This is a genomic window from Candidatus Gillettellia adelgis, assembly GCA_020541285.1.
Taxonomy (GTDB): domain Bacteria; phylum Pseudomonadota; class Gammaproteobacteria; order Enterobacterales; family Enterobacteriaceae; genus Gillettellia; species Gillettellia adelgis.
The window spans coordinates 820,356-843,425 of sequence record CP047043.1; the positions used below are offsets into that span (position 1 = coordinate 820,356).

Genomic DNA, 23,070 nt, shown 5'->3' on the forward strand with positions numbered 1-23,070 from the left:
AATTATCAGAGAATTTTTTAATAAAAGCCAATGGAAACGAAAAATTTTCGTTTCCATCATCATATACGTATAATATAAACTTTAAATTGTTTATTATCTAAAATACCTTTCTGCTAATAACGAAAATATTATTTAATACACAGGAAATCATAGGCATAAGTGATATTTTAGGTATACCTCAAAGTCTGTACTGTAAAAGATTTAGCTGTAAACTACTGATGTATTGAATGAATAAAGTCTAGAGTCATAAAAGAAATTTTAGAAGGTTACAAGAATACAAAAAAGTTACAGATCACAACATTATCCTGGTTTGTTCTTGCAATTGATTTGACATACAGAATCAGATGACATATTCCTGTATAGTAACCTCAAAGGTTTCAAATAAAATAATCAGTATCAATTAAGTAGGTTTAATATCATTAATATACCACGCCTAAAATAATATAGCTAGGATATTAATCCGTACATACAATACCATTAACAACGAGGATACCCTCAATATTTTTATAACAAAACAAATTACCTTATAAAAAAGATATTTAAGATCATCCTGAATAAATCAAATGTGTACTATATAAAACTTATAAAAGCTTAAACGATAAAAATGAATATCGCACTGCATACGTTGTCTTTGCATAGAGAAAACACTATGTCCAACAAAAGCTATAGAAATGAATTTATAAAGGTGAGAGAAAGCTACAACTACTTCATTTGACTGAAATTGTTTCAATAAACCATAGATAAATTCTGGTACATTTGTAATTTGTAACATTAGAACCAGCTAGAAAATTGTTATGCAGGACTTACAAGTATCGTCTTAAGTACTAAAATGTAATGTCTAGTGAATCAAATCTACTTCACAACATCTAAAACTATAAATCAAGCAGAACTATATGGAATGCAAAAAAAGAAAGGTTACTTCTCTAAAAAGATAACTAAGGGTATTGATTTATATTTTTGATTCTAACTAAAACCAGCAGCTACTTAGTAATTTACTATATTCAATGATAAGCACATAACATACTGAAAATGCAAAAATAAAAATATAGAGCAATTAATTAACCAAGCCAAATTTATGTAAAACAGCACGCACGCAGAATTATACGCCAAATTTCAAAAAAGTACATTAACTCTCAGAATTCATATTAGCAAGCAACTTGGATAGGGCCAAAGCAAACTAATATAACTACAATGATGATATAACAAAAAATGCATTAATAGATTCAATTTCGGCTGCTGATTCTCATGAAAAAAATAGTAATTGAGTTAATAGCGCATATAATATGCATTAACTATAAATTCTTTGCATTAATAGCATGACGCTATAATGCATTTTATATTAAACGAGAATATAAAGATGCTATTTTAATAATACTTATAAACAGCGTTTTAAATGAGAATGGCCAAACTTATAATAGATAAGCTTCTACGGATTCACTAGATAATCCCGTTTTCTGCATGATTTCAATATTATATAGTCTAATTTTATGGATTCGTAACGCAGGGTAAAGGTACTATTAGATACGTTATATTAGTAAATTAACACACGCTCACGCAAGATTATATGGTTTAAGTTCATGAGACTATTATGTGGTATTAAAGAAATACTTCTAACTATCGATACAATCCTATTTTTACTCTACCAAGTTTTGATATTAATACAAACGAATGCTGGAATATTTAGCATATTAACAAAACATCTAAAAACATCTTAAAATCATATTGTTCTTGTATACCACTAAAATTAAATAATTTGATGATTTAAATTACGGCATAGAGTCGCAACTCAGAAGGATGAGTTTAAAATACTGACTGACTCAATCCTGCATCACCAAGGTTCTAATAAAAATTTAATAGAAATACATAAAAAGTATATCGCGCGCTCACGTTAGCACAGTACGTTTCCATCATGTTTCTGACAACGTGCTAAAATGCATCTGCACACATTGCAGATCTAGCATGCAATCTTATGCTGAATTAATTGAAAGATATAAAGACATAACGAAAGAGCATCATAGTCTACATTTTATATTTTTACTATATACTCAATAAAATCTTAAAATAATATTTATGCTGCTGGCATGTAGTGATGCATCCCTTCTTATAGTTTTACGAATAAATTATAAATCTAAATAGATAGTCTACTGTTTTGACCTATGTGATGTAAAAATACGATCTAATAACTACTTCACTATAACATTATAATAAATAAAAAACCTATATAACTACCTATCATGCAAAAGCAATGCTAATATTAGCATCAACCTATCACTATCATTAGTTACAATAACATCGATAAAAAGTATATTTAGTACTAATATCACAACCCGTTTACTACTCTCTCGTTAAATTGGAATAATATCATTCATTATTTAATTTGTCAGCATGCATTGTATAAAATATCGCCACTAAATATAAAATCTGCCGGAGCTAGATATTAAGTTGAGATACATACCATAATAAACGATGTCTCTTAGAGAAGCTCATCTAAAAGAGACGTAACAACTAACGCGCAAACGCATTAAATATACACTCGTATACAATGCTTCTTCTTGTAATGAACTCGAGACACCATAAACCCTTTTCGACATCGCATGTTTCGAGAGTTTACGTAACACAATATGTACACATGAAACTTACGCTACCGGATTGTTTTAGTATACGCCGCGACAGCAGACGGTGATGTAGTATTGCAACAGCTAATGCCTAAAATTTTTTGTTTCTAGGCAAAAAGTAAGGAGCACTTTATGAAGCGACTGTCTGAAATTCTTTTAGTCATAGGCACTATTCTGATAGTTACCATAGCGCTACTAATGATCGGACTTAGCTTTATGCTACCTGCACTTAACCATTATCGCCCGCAGCTACTAGCGAAAATAGCAAGTCTTTCCGGCGTATCCCTACAAGTTAGTTTTATACAAGGAGGTTGGCAACCTTACGGTCCACGACTGGAAATGTACAATATAAACGCTACTCTACCAACAGGAAACCTGCATATTGAACGCCTGACGCTATCGTTAAACGTATGGCGATCTCTCTTATATTGGAGTTGGAAGTTTCGAGATATTACTATTCATCAGCTTCAATGTAACTTACATGTTACAGTGGATGATAAAAACTCTCAAGGTCACTTTATTACTTATAGATACATTAGCGATGTGATGCTTAATAAGTTTGATTACTTTAATCTATACAACAGTTACTTCTCTTTTTTCACAACTGATGAAGAGCGTATAACACTTAAAACGCCACATTTTACGTGGCTTAACAGTCATAACCACCATCAAGCTAAAGGGAAGATGACTCTATCAACACCAAATGGCCAGAACGGTATGGCACAACTGCTAATAGATCTACATGACAATAAACAATTCTTAAATATTGGTACAATTTATTTTCAGGCTGACAATCTTAATGTCCAGCCTTGGTTTACTCACTATTTACATGTTCCTACTAAAGTAAAAAATACAGATTTTAGTTTAGCGACTTGGTTGCACATCCAAAATAGCACAGTCGTTAGTGGTTATACAATACTCAAACGCGGAACCGTTAATTGTTATATAGGAAAAAAACAACACAAGTTGGATTCGGAGAATCTGATACTATTCATGCGTCATAAAGGAACGAATTGGGAAATCAAAGTACCTCGTTTACAGCTGAGAACAGATGGCCATGCTTGGCCGAAGGGTTCGCTTTACGCACTATGGCTACCAAAAAATCACACATTAAACCAGAACGACACACTACATATACGTGTAACTAATATGCAACTAGAGCGCATATCTCTGTTATTGCCAACTTTGCCGTTCTTTAGTCCGAATCTACTGGAGCAATGGCATGATGCACAAGTTCACGGTACGATTATAAACTTGTCACTAGATATTCCATTACAACAGTTAAACAAAACTCACTGTCAGGCTATTTGGAAAGATGTCAGTTGGAGACCTGGAAAACTTCGTCCCGGTATTAATCATTTTTCCGGTGTCTTCAGAGGTAGAGTAACCGCAGGACATATAACATTAAGTCTTAATAGTAGTACGCTTCCCTATCCTAACATTTTTCGAACACCACTAAAAATTAATAGTGCACATGGGACGTTGATTTGGCGTTACCAGGATCAAGGATGGGAATTGGCGAGTGAAAATCTTGCAGTTAAAGCAACATCATTGAGAGTGAATGGCAATTTTTATTATTATCAACCAACACATGGTAATCCTTGGTTAAATATTCTAGCTGGTATTCGGCTATATAACGGCGGAGATGTCTGGCGTTATTTACCAGAACCAATGATGGGTAAAAAATTAGTCAACTACCTTAGCAAAGCTCTCCAAGGAGGAGAAGCGAAGCATGCTACACTAATTTGCACTGGCGATCCAACGTATTTTCCATATTATAATAACGAAGGCCAATTTAAAGTATTCATTCCTTTACGTCACTCGACCTTCCGTGTCCAGCCAGGCTGGCCAGCGCTGACAGATCTTTCAGTCGACCTTAACTTTGTTAATTCAGGGCTGTGGATGCAAGCAGCGCATGCTAAGTTAGGCGAAGTAATCGCAAAAAATATTAGTGCAGTCATCCCAAGCTACCTAAAAAAACAGTTACTAGTTGATGCAGAGCTCGTGGGTAATAGTACTAAGATTTACGATTTTTTTAAACATACACCGATGCATCATTCACTTAGCGTAGTACTCAATGAACTACAACTAAAAGGTAATCTCAACGGTCGTGTACATCTTCATATTCCACTGGATCATGGAAAGGTACAAGCCACGGGAAAAGTGATTCTGCATAATAATTCGCTGTGGGTAAAACGGTTAGGAAGTGAACTACGACAACTAAGTGGCGAATTTTACTTCGACGATAGCAACCTAAAAAGTGATACCGTTTCTGCCAACTGGTTTGGACAACCAATGGTTATAAATTTTACCACTCAAGAGAATCAACGTAATTACAAAATTAATATTACTGTCAAGGGAAAGTGTCAACCCACTAAATTTGTTAACTTTCCAAAAAATATGATCAATCATATCAATGGCACTATGTTTTTACGCAGTCGTATTTTCATCTTATTGCCGCGCAAAGGTAGAATTAGTTATGACATTAGCGTAAATGCAGATCTTAAAAAAATACGCAGTAGCTTACCTTCTCCATTAGAAAAATCACCAGAAAAAACACTACTATTAAAAATGAAGATTGTCGGTGGTTTGAACGGATTTATACTATCAGGTGGCGTAGAACACCATAATTACTTCAATAGTGAATGGCTTTTTGAAAAACACAAAGTAACGCTGGTACGCGCCGTATGGAAAAACACTGGTTATAGCATACCTGATTTACCACAAAGTAATTCATTAACTTTTAACTTACCAACACTAGATGTGAAAAAATGGCTGACGTTATTAGCACCAAAGATAAAAAAAAATAACAACATCATTGGATTAAGTATTCCAAACATTGTAGTTATTAAAATACCACAGTTACTCTTAGGTGGACAGGTATGGCATAAGATAACACTATCTGCCATACAGCAGAATCGTGGAATACAGTGGATAGCTAAAGGCGATGAAATAGATGGTAGCTTGCAGATGTTGCATGATAAGCCTTGGCGCATCAATCTCATCTATTTATATTACAACCCACATCTTGCAAAAAGAAAAAACTCATTAAAAGCAATGAATTCTACACCTAAGATAGTCTCTTTCGATAACTGGCCCACACAAAGATTACGTTGTCAATCATGTTGGTTGCTAGGACACAACTTCGGAAAAGTTGAAGCTAATCTCTCCTATAAAGGAAATCGTCTAATACTAAAAGACGGACTGATTGACACGGAACATGGGAAAATGATCGCTAGCGGCGAGTGGCAACAAGGTATACATAGTATACACGGCAAACTAACAGGTAAGTTGGTAGGCAGCAAAATTGAACAGACCGCAGACTTTCTTGGCATTAATATTCCACTACAAGGTGGACCTTATAGCGTAGATTATCAGATATATTGGCGTGGACAACCCTGGCATTTAAAATTGAGCACTATACGCGGTATAATTCAATTCAAAATAGGCAAAGGCAAAATTGATAGTATTAGTGCTGGACGTACTGAACAACTATTACGTCTCGTAAGTTTTGATGCATTATGGCGTAAGTTACAGTTCGATTTTAGTGACACTTTTAGCAAAAGTTTTTACTTTGATTCTATCCAAAGCACCATATTACTAAAAAATGGAATCATGAATACTAATAACTTATTAGTTGATGGGTTATCAGCAGATATTTCCATGAACGGCCAGATCGATTTAACTCATAACCGCATCAAGATGGAAGCAGTTGTGGCACCAGAGATCTCTTCTATCTTAGGTGGCGTAGCAACGGCGTTTGTTGTGAACCCGATCGTCGGTGCAATAGTGTTTACTACTTCAAAGGTATTGAGGCCGATATGGAGTACGCTCTTCTTAATGCGCTATCATATTAGCGGTGATCTAGGGCAGATCAAAATTAATAAAATATCACCTATCTCAAAGTGAGGCTGTACAGTTTTATAGCACTCAAGACAAACACAAAGCTACTCTTCTAATGAGAAAACTCTTAGATGTGTCTTATTCCTTAATAGTATTGTCGCATACAATATCTTTTAATACAGAAAAACATCATAAATCTGAAGGTTATCGTCAGTCATAATTTATGATTAATTAACTAAATACGTAAAATCTATACAAAATACTGGATTAGCTCGACAACATCACTGCAGTTATGTTTCTTACTATTTAATATAGTAATCAAAAGGTGACGGAAGATGGCATGATAAATACACAGTTCTTACATTATTCATTAGTAGATAGTTTACTATCATCATCTACGATGATACTCACTGGTCTTGTAGCAAGACAATCCTCGTAACATTTTGCAATATACCACCCAAAGATATTCTAAGGTATCGTATAAGGAAGATTTCACTTTGCTTTTATCAATAAAACGCTGTCTACTAAATCCTATTAATTCACTTCGTGAAAGTGCTTCTTTCTACGAAAGAATGTCGCATAATAAGGTGTGGATTATTTTGCATTCTCATACATGATTCTGTGCCGGTTGTCTCTTAAATATAAATGTAAGATGCAAATAAGTTAGTTAGTAGCATTCACTGCTTATTGGTATTACCTAATTTTTTATTAACGCTTCATGATAGCCTATTGTGTTAAAATAACGTACACTGTTTAATAAGTATATCTGAGTTATTATACAAAACAAATCATTCCGTTTATTGTATTAATATATATACAATTAATCAAAGAAATAAGTCCGTTATCTCTAATATCTATTTAGCTGTGCGAACATTATAGTATACTCAAATTCCTTTGCCATAATACATAAAACACAAGAATTCAGGTTTATTACTAACTGGTGACGATTATAATTTTGTAATCATGCAACAAGACTATTAATAAACAAAGACTTATAATGACATTGTCATTATAAGTCTTTGTTTATTAATCTGCGATCAAATCTTTTACTTGACATGATCACACGAGAAATAATGACTTCAACAGAGCGTAACCATTATGTTGTATGTATACAATTACATGTTAACTTATTGTTATATAATATTAATAGTCAAAGTTAGCAAATGATGACTAAGATCAATTTTCAGATTTCCTAAAGCAGATACACTTATATATAAGTATATCATACTAAAATTACAATATCTTTTTAATGCTTATGTTTAGTGTTCTTAATCGTTGTGATGCTGTTTACCTGATTATTATGTAAATGTGGTACGATTATTCTAAAAACAATGCTTAGCATCCTTGTTAGAAAAACGACATCAATGGGTTGTATATTTAGATCAGTCAATGTCACAGGTAAAGATTATTGGCATCTCGCATACATTAAAATATTACATACACTGTAAATGATATCAATACCATAAACTTGCTCAATTTTCTAGTGAATCTATATTGTATCATATACAATATAAAATACTTATTTGTTCTTATCGCGTGTATACTTGATTGATATACACAATCACTTTCATCTTTGTATCGAACGATTTTTATCTGCTATATTCTGAGCGATATCAGCGTCTTCACTTCTAATATCTAGAACTTTATTTACATTGTGTTTTTCAGGGACGTATAGAATACGCCTCAATTAACAATATTTAATGGTCACTACTACAGGTTTTATGTGCTGTTACTATGTTGATTTTTCTGTAATGATTCACTAAAGCAATAAGATATTACTTTTCTTACAATCATAAATAATAATTACTTAATCTCCTAACTACCTAACTTTCTAGATCTTTTTGTAGTGGTTTTATAACTACAGGATCTTAAACGAAGGTCTAACATTTCTCCCCGTTACGAACGTCACAATAATTGTACATATCCTATCACAGGAGTACCTCGATATTTGTTGATTGTATGAAACTGTTAAACGAGAATAGCTCTTGCATCTAAAAAGACAATGATATTTAAAACTTAACATATGCGACTCTACCTAAATAATTTTTAGCAAATTTAATGATCTTTTAGGTTAATGCACCTGTTACTTCGAACAATAGTTACCTGCTAATTCTTTAAGATATATCATTTTTTCAAGTAGATTTATTAAGATTTGACTTTTCTTATAATTCAGTTGTTCTATTCGGATCTATATCTAAAATACTGAAATATATTTAAGTATTTAACAGAGGTATGGTATTCATCTATCGCGTGCTATCCTTCCCCTTCTAGCTAAAATGGTTATACACTCTCTGATCTCGTTCAGGTAAGAAGAATCGCGATGTCAAACTTAGATGTATTGTATTACATTGGCTACATCTGAGTATTTCATAAAATATCTATATCCTGTAACCAGCTAGATTTACAATCTAGATATACTGGACTTGCAGCTACTAGTTTAGCGTATTGAGTACATCTAACTAATATGATACTCTCAAATACCCTATTCAGCTTCTAACGTGATATGATGCTAAATCCTATTGTAGCCATCACTCTTTCTGTTAAGAAAATACCTAGAATTTGTCTAGTTCTCTAGTTTTTATGATATACAAACTCTGCCTTTACTAATGATTAACTTGCGTACATTGAATGTATCAGTGTCCTCTGCTATAAATTACATTTTATTTATGCATACATTAAATAGCATTTACTACAATATTCCCCTGAGAATAAAGTTATGATGCGGCTTCTTAAACATTAATGAAAATTGACAAGCTGTCGGACTTAACTAGTTAGTAAAAATAATTCATCTTTCATTGAAAATCAGTATAATTGATGTTATACTAAAAGCTTTGCTACCATATACTTTTTGTGTGTAGCGCTGATTACATACGTTTTCTAATCACTTCTGGAAGATCTGCCAGGCTATTTAAGATTACATCAGCCTGCTGCCTGCCTTTTTCTGTAAGTACTTTGCCAGTACGTACAAGTACTTTTGTACCAATACCAGCTGCTATCGCTACTTGCATATCTTCCAGTTTATCACCTACCATATACGACGTCATCTTATCAATATTCAATTGATACAATGCCTTTAATAACATACCTGGTTTTGGCTTACGACAGTAGCATTCTTGTCGGTACTCTGTAATTAGCGCTTTTGGATGATGCGGGCAAAAATAGATACCATCGAAGTTAACATTAGAACTAACTAATAACTTATTCATCCATGCAGTTAGGTGAATAAACTGTTTTTTGCTGAACTTACCGCGCGCAATACCGGACTGATTTGTGACTAAGATAAGCGCAAAACCCATTTCTTTAAGGTTGCGACAAGCCTCAATCACACCATCAATAAATTGAAAATGATCGATATCATAAACATAACCATGATCAACGTTCAATGTACCATCGCGATCAAGAAAGATAGCTGGAACATGCTGTATCACTAATCTACTCCTAAACAGCTAAAGTATCTCTACTATTTACTAGTCACTAAGAACGGCGTTGAATATTAATGAACATCTTTAAATATCTTATATCGTTGGGTATACTCTATCATTCTCTCGTTTAAAGCCACATCATACTTTTATTGAATAAAATAATCCACTTAAAATAAAAACACGACTAAACTTTTAATATTATTCAAGCATTACATTCAATAGAGCTTTTCGCTATCACTGCGCTCTCTATAACAATACTTCACTTTTCTACCAAGGCGATCCCCATGGCGGCTTCAGTTCTTCCAAGTCGCTGAAGACAGTATGTCTAGTTTTAAGTAATCATCACCACTTTAATAGCATAAAGCATATCTTAAGATTATGATTATGAATAAAGCGCAGATAACACACCCTGCTTATTACGTACGATTGTCAATTTTAGTCAATAGTACGTAATAGTTCATTAATACTAACTTTACTACGCGTCTTAGAATCAACTTTCTTAACAATTACCGCACAGTACAAACTATATAAACCATTTGTAGATGGTAGGTTACCAGACACTACTACTGAACCAGCTGGTATACTACCGTAGTGTATTTGACCGGTTTTACGATCATAGATGCGCGTACTTTGACCGAGATAGACGCCCATAGAAATTACTGAGCCTTCCTCCACTACCACACCTTCCACCACTTCGGAACGTGCGCCAATAAAACAGTGATCCTCAATAATTGTTGGGTTAGCCTGTAGTGGTTCTAATACACCACCAATTCCTGCGCCACCAGAAAGGTGCACGTTCTTTCCGATCTGCGCACATGAACCAACGGTTGCCCAGGTATCGATCATAGTACCTTCATCAATATAAGCACCAATGTTAATGTAAGAGGGCATAATTATAGTATTACGGGCAACAAATGCCCCTTGTCTTACACTAGCTGGTGGTACTATACGTAAAGCTTCTTTCTGAAAACGTTCTGCATCATAGCCAGCAAACTTCATTGATACCTTATCGTAATAGTGAGTTTCTGCGCCTTCTATGACTTTATTGTCATTAATACGAAAAGATAGCAAGACAGCCTTCTTCAACCACTGATGCGTTACCCACCGATTATCTCTCTTCTCAGCAACACGTAACGTGCCGTTGTCTAAAAGACTAATTACCTGGTTAACCGCTTCGCGGGTTACGGTATCCACGTTCGTTGGAGTGATCGCTGCACAGCGTTTAAAGGAACTCTCAATAATGTTTTTTAATTTATGCATACTATTCTCTTTTCTAATATTGCTAACAATAAACAATGCTTTTTCTCATTATGTTGAAATCTATAGCCATGAATTTTCATTTAAATTCTTGATGCAATTGAATGCTCTTTAGAATTCACTGCATATTTATCTGTATACCATCACAAGTATGTTGATCATACGACAAATTATATATATGATAATTAATTAATTTGAACATACAAAAGAGGCAAAAATTGCTTTATACTCAACGTCTTGTATCTTTCTATAAGTACTCGACTATATTTAAAATATTCTAAAATATTTTAGACATATCAGGTATTGATTTGTTAATGAAGTTGTTATGGTATAGTTAGTTAGCATATATCAAAAAATATATCAGATACGAAACCTTGCGTCAAAAATCGTAATAGCCATCTACGTTATTGGAAAAAATGATTTATCAAGTAGGTCATACATTTTGTAGTCTGTAGATTACTATAGCAATTGTTAAATTGATTGTTTTATTATAGTTTAGGATCATGTGAAACTCTCTAATACAGTGACATATCGAAGCTTTATAAATACTAATCTAATATCACCGCAATGTTCTGATTCTTATCAGTCAAATGAATAACGTTATTACATCTCGTTTTTATATATCGCGGCATGAACGATCGTAAAAAACTCATTCTACCTTTGCTCATTAGTGAATGTCACTTACTAAGATCATAGTACAGCACTGACTAATTAAAATTTTTAGCATCTGTAATAATATAGGTACGTCGGGTATAAAGTAAGAATAAAATCTTAATGTAAGTAATACATTACAGTATTTTATTGAAATTTTAGTTAATATTAGCTAATTGTCATTATTTATCTGATGATTTTTTTCATTGTAACACTTATAGCACAGATAAACCGCTGCTTCTGCCTCACTTGATCAGAAAAAACTTATTGACGGGAATCTCTCGTATACGCATAATACACGGATGCGGAACAAGAAAAGTAAAACATGGCTACGTAGCTCAGCTGGTTAGAGCACATCACTCATAATGATGAGGCCACAGGTTCAAGTCCTGTCGTAGCTACCATAATTTGCGGGAGTGGCGAAATTGGTAGACGCACCAGATTTAGGTTCTGGCACTGCAAGGTGTGCGAGTTCAAATCTCGCCTCCCGCACCATTCTATATTTTTTATAAAATCTTTATGGGGTATAGCCAAGCGGTAAGGCACCGGTTTTTGATACCGGCATTCCCTGGTTCGAATCCAGGTACCCCAGCCAACATGTCACTGACCTCTCGAATTAATAGCACTTAAGATGGGATATATAGCTGAATTAATTAAAACGCCACGCTTACAATAATGAGGTTACAAGTTTAAATGCTATCATAGCTATTAACAATTGGGGTGTCGCCAAGCGGCAAGGCTCTGGTTTCTGATACCAGCATACCCAGGTTCGAATCCTGGCGCCCCAGCCATATAAAATACAACCTGCATACAGCAAATATGCATGAATAACATTATTATGTTAGAATAAATTTATCGTTATGGCTATACTTTATTAGAAATAATAATATCTTAATCTTGAGAAGATATATAGATTGTATATATGTTTTTCTTTAAAGGATTTTATTGTTTTTTACCATTAAGTAACATTGCAAATATCTATCAGATTACAGACTACTCAGTTTAAGTATAACTTATTATCTTATATAATGTCACAAGATATTCCCTGATAATCATAGAAGATCAGCTATGCATCATAAAAATATTAGCCAATCTAAATCTTATATGTATCTGGCTTAACGCTAGATGATATTTACATATTTAAATAACTAGAACATTGTATGCTCTAGTATTTGGCAGTTAACTAGAGATATATCTAAAACAAAACCAAACTTGGTGCGTCCGAGTGGGTTCGAACCACCGACCACCACCATGTCAAGGTGGTACTCTAACCAACTGAGCTACGGACGCATTTTCTAAGTATTATTGGAATTGAAGGTATGAATTAATACTAGCAGACTATTATATATTAACAAGAAGCGCAATGCAGAGATATTCAGTATTTCATGTGTTTTTATGCTTCTTAGTGTTACTATACTCTATTTAAAAACTTTATTAATAGTTTATAATCATGGTTATATACGTATATCATTGTTTATTTAGCTAGCTTCTTGATAACAGTAATTTATAAAAATTACACCTATGATACATTAAACATCTAGTGGTTAAGATGACTGATATTAAGATGTGGTTATCTTTAACAGTTACTATAAGCTTATTTTAGCGTCCATAAAGTAAAATATAGCAAATATTGCGCGAATTCTCGTCAGAAATATGAAAAACCGCTGCAGATTCTTTTTAATAGAATCTGACAATTGATAAATTTCTACTGTTAGAAGAAATTGAAAAACTCTTGTAATCAACAGATTAAATACTTTTTTGTCATAATTCTTTCACAATACACACTGATAAATAGCATAATAACAAGCATTATTGAAGTAACACACTTAATTACTTCAAGATTTTATATAAGTGAGTTTTTATAGCAATACCGCTGATCTAGCATAACTGACGGGGTACATATATGTTACTTTGATATTCAATCTATAAGTCAACGTATGTGCCTTAAAATCTATTCTCAACCGCTTTTGCATGTCATGAATTTCTTTCTCGAATTACAGCACAATAAGCGCAATTAACTACTATGTTATGCCTTAAAAACATAGCTTACTTTATTACACATATAATGATACATAGGCTACGTTATATCTGACAGATATAACGTAGCTAGCGAAGAGAGCAACAAAGCATATATTAGCATATTACCACTAAAAGTACTGGGTAATCTTTGCAGTTCCCTTAACATTCAACACCTATATATAATAGACCACTACAATACTTTATATTAACAAACAACTTAAATATTATAAATTTTTCTAACATCAAAAACATAAGTTTACATAAACACAGAAATAGATAGTGGTACTTATTGTCAATGAAAAGATTACATGCCAGGATATATTTTGTTTTTAAACTCACACAGATCTTGAATAATACAGCTACTACATTTCGGATTTCTCGCAATACACGTGTAACGTCCTAGTAAAATAAACCAGTGGTGACAATACATCTTAAACTTATCAGGCACTACCTTTAGTAATTTCTTTTCAACAAGATCTACATTGTTTCCTAGTGCGAACCGCGTACGGTTACAGACACGAAAAACATGGGTATCGACAGCAATAGTCGGCCAGCCAAACACAGTATTCAGCACAACGTTAGCAGTTTTTCTTCCTACTCCGGCTAACGCCTCTAATTCAGCTCGACCTTGAGGGACTGCTCCATTATGCAATTCCAATAACCTGTAGCAGGTTTTAATGATGTTTTTAGCTTTTCTATTATACAAACCAATGCTCTTAATATACATCGTTATGCCATCAATACCTAGTTCCAATAAGGCTGACGGGGTGTTAGCAACCAAATACAGCTTTGCTAGTGCTTTATTGACGCTAATGTCAGAAGTCTGCGAAGAAACTAGCACTGCAATTAGCAGTTCAAATGGAGTGCTATATACTAGTTCAGTAGTCGGATTCGGAATGTTGTTTTGCAACCGAGTAAGTATTTGTAATCGCTTATACTTATTCATTAAGCATATTTCATATATGTTACTGTGAATATTACGATAGATCCATTGGTATGAGACTTATATTTTTTGTTTTTTCATCTATAACGTATCTCGAAGTTAGTATTAAATCTATGCCAATAAAAACTTTTATGGCGGAATTATTGAAAGTAATGCAGTATAGCAATATACCACTTTTGAAAAATAATATATTAAAACTACATGATACAATCAAGGCACTCTCAAATAGCCATGTAAAATGCCACAAATCAAATTATATACAAAAAATATGGTTACTGGTTAGAATGAATGTAATACTAATTACCTATTCTATGATCATTACATAGATTGGGATATATGTTTTACTTATCACACGAGGTGTACGACAGTAATAGCGACCTCAGTCAACATTAGTACCAGAGTAGTAACGTAAGAGCAGACACAGTGTATCAGTAATCGCAAAAATCACTACTAGTAATAGCATGATGCACTCTTAAAACTCTATAGAACTGAATCATACTTTTGTAAATCTTGCACGACTAGACCGTTTAATATACTCATTAATTCACTCTCAATTCTAACACGCGATCTAACTAATGATTATAACATATCTATACACATTATAGTGTATGGTACTATGTTTACTGCAACATACAAAATCAATAGTACACCAATGTATAAATGTATAAAGGCAGGCACTTGTGTGTGTATTGATAGTCTAGCGTTTATCACCTAAACAATTATCATATTGCCTAAAAAAGAAAAAATATAATTTACGCAGTTCAGTTATATTAACTAACGTGGATGTTGTATGAAGCTTGATCAGACGATCATGAATATTGTACCGTCAAAGTTAACAGTACTTAACGGTTAATAACTTAAATAGCCTTGTCTAGCATAGTAGTATCTGGTATCATGGTGATAAATTTATTATTTTATTACTCAATGCAAGTGCTAGATATCATGGTTATGCAACACTAAATTTTTTACCTAACGTACTTAAACTGTCATATTACTGTGACAATGTAGGATTGTGTTCACCTTAATTAAACAATATTTTCTATTGTGTCGCTTTATCTGCTATAGTCTTAATAGCATCTTGATGATTCAAGCTATTAAAATTGTGGTAATTGTTGTTAAGTTACCAATATGACACTATGATTTTATTAATTTTAATATGATAACTGCTTAACGATTAATATCTATGAGAAATTAAAATGTAATCATCAATTAACAATACAGCGATTATGGCCAATCAGATAGGTAAATAAGACATAGCAACAGGCTCATCTAGGATTATTATCAGAGATAATAATCAAAGAATATAAATCATTTAACGAGACTTAAGCGTATTTAAGTGCTTATCAAATATGTAAGCAGAAAAATACAAAAGCGTGCTAACACTGTAAAAAGTAAATCAGCGGTAATGTCTAAAAAGTTAAAACACATGATGAACCAGCCTAAAAAATAATAATTCCACTAATATGCTAACGCAGATCTACCGGTGCATCACTTTACAAAAAAATAAAGAATAACCTACGGGTTAGCAAGCCAAAGGTTAACCCTTTCCGCCAAGAAGATTACCCATACATTACTCATATTGCACACTGCAATGCTTATGAAGCGCTATGACCACGCCCTAAAAGGTAATGTTAATACAATTAGCAATATAAAATAACTCATACTATCGCTACTCCATTTGCATTGTGTTAATACTAAACCCTTAAGTAAAATATTGACTCAAAAGAGTTAACGAATTACATTGAAAAGTAATGTTATAGCATGCAATAAATGTAAAGATATCTAACAAATCATCTTCACCAGAAAGGAAGGTGATATGCGTTTATAATAAACCATCATTAGATTGAGCGAATTTTACGAAAGCTATCGTATAACTATACAACCATTTTAATCGTAAAAATATCAATAAAATCATATATTAAAATTTAATATAGGTTAACTAATACTACAAACAGACCAAAGCAATACTGTATTATTTTCTTATTTCATATTTCATAGCACACGACTAGAATTGTAGTTCTAGAATGCCTCGCTATCACTAGCAATACAGGCAATCTAAATGGCAACACATTATAATACATTCACAATGACCTAAAATAGTACCTATGCGGTGCTTCCGGAAATATATGCCAACAATCATCGACAGTATAATACAACAATTTTATAGGTTATCAGTGAAGAATAAACTCACGATACCTCGTGTAGCAATTCAACCAATATGCATGGTTGCTTTTAGGAACAAGTACGTTAAGATCGACAAGGGCCAACGCCATAAAACACCCAGTTATAACCAGAATTATTTTCGCCTGTTCTTGAAAACTGGAAAGTCTAGTTACTACGTTTCCATTATATCTATATGTACCAATAGATTACGTGACTAATATAATCCCTTATTAACCAGAATAATTAGTCATTCCATCCATAATTTACTGTTAACTTTGGTGCATGGGTAATTATACAGATGATTTAAATTTTATAATAATGCACTAACAGAAAGGAGTGACTGTTAATGTAATAGTTTTTTTCCAGTTAGTATTTTAGTTAATTGATTTTTTACATTTTGTAGGGTACAGATCAGAATCACACGCAGAAATACATTGTAAATCTTGCAATGTTTTCTTAAGCGTTATAATAACCTCAGGTTTGTTATCTACAATATTAAACAAAGTAATTTCGATATTAGAAGCGCGAGAAAAATCTAAATCTCTTACATTAACTGAGCAGTCTGTTCTGACGTTACGCAGTCATTAGTAGTGGTATAAAGTTTATACTCAGCTATGCTAAAAAAGTATTGCCATACTGCTAGCGTGATACGCTTATTTTCTGGAGGAGCACGATAACATGAAGTTTTATCGTGTTAACTACATCAAAAATGATACATTTAAGAACATAATACAACCTTTTCCACAAAGATTTTATCAGGTCTTGCCAAAATAAAATCAACAGAGATCGCAACAATTAATAAATGTTATCTTCTTGAACATTACAATATTCTTGAACAGGAGGCACCGTATACACTAACATCCTAAACTGCACGGCCTATCTATAGATAGGCTACTATTAACATCCTGAATATAGTTTGTGAAAGCAAAAATTTTTAAATATATTTTTTTATATTAATTACCTATGGCATCATCTTCCGATGATATATTTTATTTGAGAGGAACTAATATCAACTAGTTATCTTACAATATACTTCGTAAGTCTAGTTATCGAAAAACAAATGAAACTACCATACAATCCAAGATAATCGTGTACATAACGTAAATAACCCTAATAATAAAAAATTGCATCTATTACGCGCTATCTATGTAATATAAATTATCAATATAAAAATTACTGAAACAGTTCTAAGGAACTTTTACCACCTAATGGTCAATTTACATACAGTCACTTGTCGAATCTCAGTGTCACTAAATTACCACACATGCTACACTTGTTGGCTATCTCACCATAAACTATCTTTCACGACGTAGAAGACCACTACAACAATCCATATGGATTACGTTAATTTCGCGCTTAAATCATATCGACTGATTTGATTGCTCATCTCACTTTTATATTAAAATTCCATATATCATAAACTAACGTTGCAATAAGATAACCACTCGAGTACCCTCAAAATCTCAGCACTAAAATAGCAAGGCTAACATGCGTCTATGAGTGTCTGGTAGTCCAATGAATCCCATGAAAACTAGAGATATATTCACACAGTGATGAACACGTTTTTAAAACTAAAAACGATGTTATAATCATAAAAAAGATCCAGCGCTCTCAGTCAATCAAATACACTATCATCAGAGAGAATTCAGCGCCAGCACGGCTACGATGTCCCGAAGACTATGAAAGTTGTGGTTCCAGAGTCACATTAAGTAACATTACTCATTCACTCTGAACAAGCAATAATGATTAATGATGATCAACAAGAGAATACGATACCAGTGCTATGAGGATAGCAGGCACTATAACCGTAGTAGTTACATTACAATCATATTTACTAGAATAAAGCTAACATGTACAGATACGCTGTTGCCAGAAATACTCACCTCACAGTATCTATTATGTAATAACTCACATTTACCAAAGTCATAAGAAATATGGTAACAACTGTATATCTATAATATTTTCTTATTTCCTAGAATCTCCAAAAAAAAGAGAAAGTCTAAAGACCTAACTAAAATAAAATTATCCATCAGCTCTATCTTGCGTAACAAGAGTGATTACTTAAATTATTGTGAAACATAAAAAATAACCATAATATGGTCACACATCTACAATAAAATGACCGTTCTTCTACTTTAGCAGGTAAGCTATTTACATATACTAGTTAAATTTTCATGGTTATTTAACTACCTGTTTCTTAATACAACATACTACCCGACCACTAAACGCAACTTTCTTCGGTGGTATCAACATAAAAAGGTCACTTTTATTTTACTTCCTTGCTCAGTATACATAAATTTTTTTAGGTGCAATATGTTATCTCAATAAGAGATACATCATTGATCGTGACTCTAGATAACGATAGCAGTCAGCAATCCGTGTTTTCAAGAATAGTCGAAGACTATACGTACTAGCTAATTAAAAAACTAAACCTTCCTAGTTAAATAGATTTTAATCTATGTACGATAAACCTAAAAATTAAAATCATAGTAATACAATAGACTTGAGTTTCTCATGCCTTGCGTCAGGCACTATAATTTACAACATAATTAGCATTATTTCTCACCAATTGTGGGTAACGCTCTTATTTTTAGATCAGCCTATCTGTTTTGATATTATATACGTGATACTTTAGAGAACCTTGTAATACACTACACCTATTATAAATATAATACATCTACGTTATATCAACCTGCTCTATTAACTCGCTAATTTTATGCTTCTGAGATCTGTGATATTAACACATACCTTCAACATATATTAAAGTTAGCCACGTACTAATTGCGATTAATTGAAATGCTATTACTATTGCAATCGTGAAATTTATTACTTATAACCCCATTTATATTATTTAACTATAAAACGCTAAAGATCTTAAAACGTCTGCGACTTCTAGAGGTTTTACGGTGCGAACTTTTCTATTATAGAGAGGTATGCGATGATATTGCTTGTTATGCAAAAATCAATATCATTAATAAAACCTATAGACTTTTTTGAAATTTCTGATTTCAGTGTATCCAAGGTTTGGAGAAAGCCTAGCTTGTTCTATACTATTTAATATGATGTATTAAACGATTGTCATTAGCCAAAATCATTACAATATAAGCACCAGTTATATACAGAAAAACACTTTATTGATGTAATTACTTCGTCTATTTGAAATATCTTCAATAGTGAAGATGTGCATAAACTATCTTAACAGTATCGTTCATAAAACGTATAAGTGTTATTAGACTACAGTTATAGAAATACAAGTTATACGCTATGTATTGCACGTTTTAATTTTACAGTAATCATGCTACATCTAGACAGTAATCGAGAAGATATGCTTATATACTGAAAGAACACAAATCCTAACATTATACTTAGACCTCACAACTCATACTTTTTACGTTTGGAGAAATAAAAGAAACTCCATTATCATTAACCGCCTGTTAAAATTTTGTAAGCTAAATGGCAAAGGAACCATACAGATCGTTATTATCAAAAAATATAAAAAACAGAAATTTAGTTAGTAAATAAAATTTTATGATGCGTTATTGTATTTTGCGATTATAAAATTGTAGTTACACTATAGTCTTTAAAAATTTAAGGCATTCAATGTAATCTTTTGTAAACACGCCGTTCTAAAGTTAGAATAGTATCGTAGTAATACTATTAATCTATATAAACACGATAGATTAATGATTAATTGTCACTTTTAAGAGGGATATAGGGATATAGGGATATAGGGATATAAGGATACAGAGATATATGGGTATATAGGTGATCTTAATATTCATCACATATAAATATATTTACCCTTACCAGATAGAAGCAACAATCACGCTATATTAGCATTAGCATAACCATACTAAAGTGGAGACCAAAGCATGAATTAAAAGTAGGAGTTAAAGATGTATTGCTATACGCGTCATTAGTGCATAGAAATTCTAAAGAAAAACTATAAAAAAATACTATAATCTAGAATGTTATTTAAAGTAATATTAGTAACACAGATGGTTATTACTCGTTTGATATGTTAACACACATCAAAATATTAGACAATATTGCCATAAATAACACCCTATTATCTTCTTTTTTAAAGAATAGATAATTTACTATCGTTAAATTTTTTAGTAATCGACTATTTTAATAAAAAATGGGCATCAATCCATCAATCGTCACAATTAAGAACCTAAAATTCCTTATCTACATAACTCTGTTCTAAAAATAGAGTTATTCTACCAAGAAAAACTTGAAGGTACATTTAATGAATTGCAAGTTACTAAGGGATATTAAATATCCGCATTACTAATTAGATAAATAGTATTCTCAGTGAATATCTAGATCGCATTTTTTATTTACGTATTTAAATAAACACTGTTGTCCTCAGTCTATCGGAGTAAAAACTATGTTTCTTTTTTTACATGTGTAGAAGCTTATTAATTGCCTGTAGTGACATATCGCAAGAGATCCTTTTGTTACAGAATGAGCCTCACCAAAGAAAACTGTTTCTTAATACTATTTTAAGATGCAGCCGCATATCTAACAAAAGGAGTGGGAAATTAACGGCATCGTCGTTTCGTTCCCCCGTAGTTTCCAGTAAATTAAGTATAAAGGTATTTATGCAATGAAACAGATTCCAATGACTTTATTTGGCGCTGAAAAACTGCGCAAAGAACTTGAATATCTGAAAAACGTTCGCCGTCCAAAAATTATTTCTGATATCGCTAATGCGCGAGATCACGGTGATTTAAAAGAAAATGCTGAGTATCATGTTGCCCGTGATCAGCAAGGATTCTGTGAAGGACGTATTCAAGAAATTGAAGCGAAACTGTCTAATGCACAAGTAATAGATATTACTAAAATTCCACGTAATGGCCGGGTAATTTTTGGTGTCACTGTATCCGTCTTAAATTTAGAGAGTGAAGAACAAGTCACCTACCGTATCGTTGGTGATGATGAAGCAGACTTTAAAAAAAATCTAATTTCAGTGAATTCACCGATGGCTCGTGGTTTAATAGGCAAAGAAAAGAACGATATTGTAGTGATTAAAACTCCTAATGGTGATGTGGATTATGAAATCCTGAACGTTGAATATCTTTAGTCATATCGGTTACAGCAGCAATGTCTTAGTAGCTTATACGGTGATATTTCTAGTCACTTGTCCACTTACGTGTGATACGGTGTAAATGCGATAAAAGCAATCATTACAGTTAAAGTGTTGCGATCTATAGGTGTCATTATACTTGAAGATATATGTGATATTACAGAAGGTTGTTACATACAACCAATAATACTTTAGTAAAGCGCTGATACACAGATAACTGCTAAATTTTAGCATATGTGCTATTTCTTGCAGGTTCCATTTTGTTTATCATCTAATACATTGTTTTTTTCTAAAATAAAGATTGAAAATGGAGCCCGATAACGCAATCTCATATAGATTGCTAAATCAACTTTTATCGATACCTTATTATATGAGTAGATAACTCAGCATAAGACTGAATTTATGATAGTCGAGAAACAAGATGGCTAATAAAAAACGCTCTGCTAACTCATCTCGATGGTTACAAGAATACTTTAACGATCAATATGTGCAGCAGGCAAAAAAACACAGGTTGCGTTCCCGCGCCTATTTTAAGCTTCATGAAATACAGCAGCGTGACAAACTATTTAAGCCTGGCATGTCCATAGTAGATTTAGGATCAGCGCCAGGCGGATGGTCACAATATGCGATTACCCACATAGGCAATTCAGGTCGAATTTTAGCTTGTGATATTTTACCAATGGACCCTATCGTTGGAGTTGATTTTTTGCAAGGTGATATCTCTAGTGACGGAGTATTTCAAGCCCTATTAAGGCGTATAGGTAAAAATACAATTCAGGTAGTTATGTCTGATATGGCTCCGAATATGAGTGGCACCCCAGCTATAGACATGGCCAGATCAATGTATCTTGTCTCACTAGCATTGGAAATGTGTCGTCATGTCCTCGCGCCAGGCGGAAGCTTTCTAGTCAAAGTGTTTCAGGGAGATGGCTTTGAGAAATACCTGGAAAGAATTCGCTCCTTATTTACAAAGGTAAAGATGCGTAAACCAAATGCTTCCCGAACCCGTTCGCGTGAAGTATACATTGTAGCGACAGGGCGCAAGGTGTAGTACCCTAACGCTGT

Annotated in this window: 6 protein-coding genes and 5 tRNA genes; 7 read left to right on the forward strand and 4 right to left on the reverse strand. The window is 33.0% G+C overall.

What is annotated here, in order from left to right; genetic code table 11:
* Positions 1–2,747: 2,747 nt before the first annotated feature.
* Entirely contained in the window at positions 2,748–6,524 is a 3,777-nt protein-coding gene (gene yhdP, locus GIY03_RS01800) for an AsmA2 domain-containing protein YhdP (RefSeq protein WP_457913446.1), read from the forward strand.
* A gap of 2,798 nt (positions 6,525–9,322) precedes the next feature.
* On the opposite strand, the gene gmhB is transcribed toward yhdP, so the two are convergent.
* Entirely contained in the window at positions 9,323–9,886 is a 564-nt protein-coding gene (gene gmhB / locus GIY03_RS01805; RefSeq protein ID WP_457913447.1) for a D-glycero-beta-D-manno-heptose 1,7-bisphosphate 7-phosphatase, read from the reverse strand.
* Between the two features lie 429 nt (positions 9,887–10,315).
* A complete protein-coding gene (gene dapD / locus GIY03_RS01810; RefSeq protein WP_457913448.1) occupies positions 10,316–11,140 on the reverse strand; it encodes a 2,3,4,5-tetrahydropyridine-2,6-dicarboxylate N-succinyltransferase in 825 nt (274 codons plus the stop codon).
* Positions 11,141–12,115: 975 nt separating this feature from the next.
* Between dapD and GIY03_RS01815 the strand changes: the two genes are divergently transcribed.
* The 4 genes from GIY03_RS01815 (at position 12,116) to GIY03_RS01830 (ending at position 12,579) form a co-directional block, all read left to right on the forward strand.
* Positions 12,116–12,192, forward strand: a tRNA-Met gene (locus GIY03_RS01815).
* Between the two features lie 6 nt (positions 12,193–12,198).
* Positions 12,199–12,283 (forward strand) — tRNA-Leu (locus tag GIY03_RS01820).
* Between the two features lie 25 nt (positions 12,284–12,308).
* Positions 12,309–12,383, forward strand: a tRNA-Gln gene (locus tag GIY03_RS01825).
* 121 nt (positions 12,384–12,504) lie between these two features.
* Positions 12,505–12,579 (forward strand) — tRNA-Gln (locus GIY03_RS01830).
* Between the two features lie 422 nt (positions 12,580–13,001).
* Here the strand turns inward: GIY03_RS01830 and GIY03_RS01835 are convergent.
* Positions 13,002–13,078: transfer RNA gene (locus GIY03_RS01835), tRNA-Val, on the reverse strand.
* 1,033 nt (positions 13,079–14,111) lie between these two features.
* Positions 14,112–14,753: an endonuclease III gene (gene nth, locus GIY03_RS01840; RefSeq protein ID WP_457913449.1), complete on the reverse strand. Its 642-nt coding sequence runs from the start codon at positions 14,751–14,753 to the stop codon at positions 14,112–14,114.
* A gap of 6,772 nt (positions 14,754–21,525) precedes the next feature.
* Between nth and greA the strand changes: the two genes are divergently transcribed.
* On the forward strand, positions 21,526–22,002 hold the full coding sequence (greA, locus tag GIY03_RS01845; protein WP_457913450.1) for a transcription elongation factor GreA: 477 nt from the start codon (positions 21,526–21,528) through the stop codon (positions 22,000–22,002).
* Between the two features lie 424 nt (positions 22,003–22,426).
* The gene (gene rlmE, locus GIY03_RS01850; protein ID WP_457913451.1) at positions 22,427–23,056 is read left to right on the forward strand and encodes a 23S rRNA (uridine(2552)-2'-O)-methyltransferase RlmE; all 630 of its coding nucleotides are present in this window, start codon (positions 22,427–22,429) and stop codon (positions 23,054–23,056) included.
* The last annotated feature ends 14 nt before the right edge of the window (positions 23,057–23,070 follow it).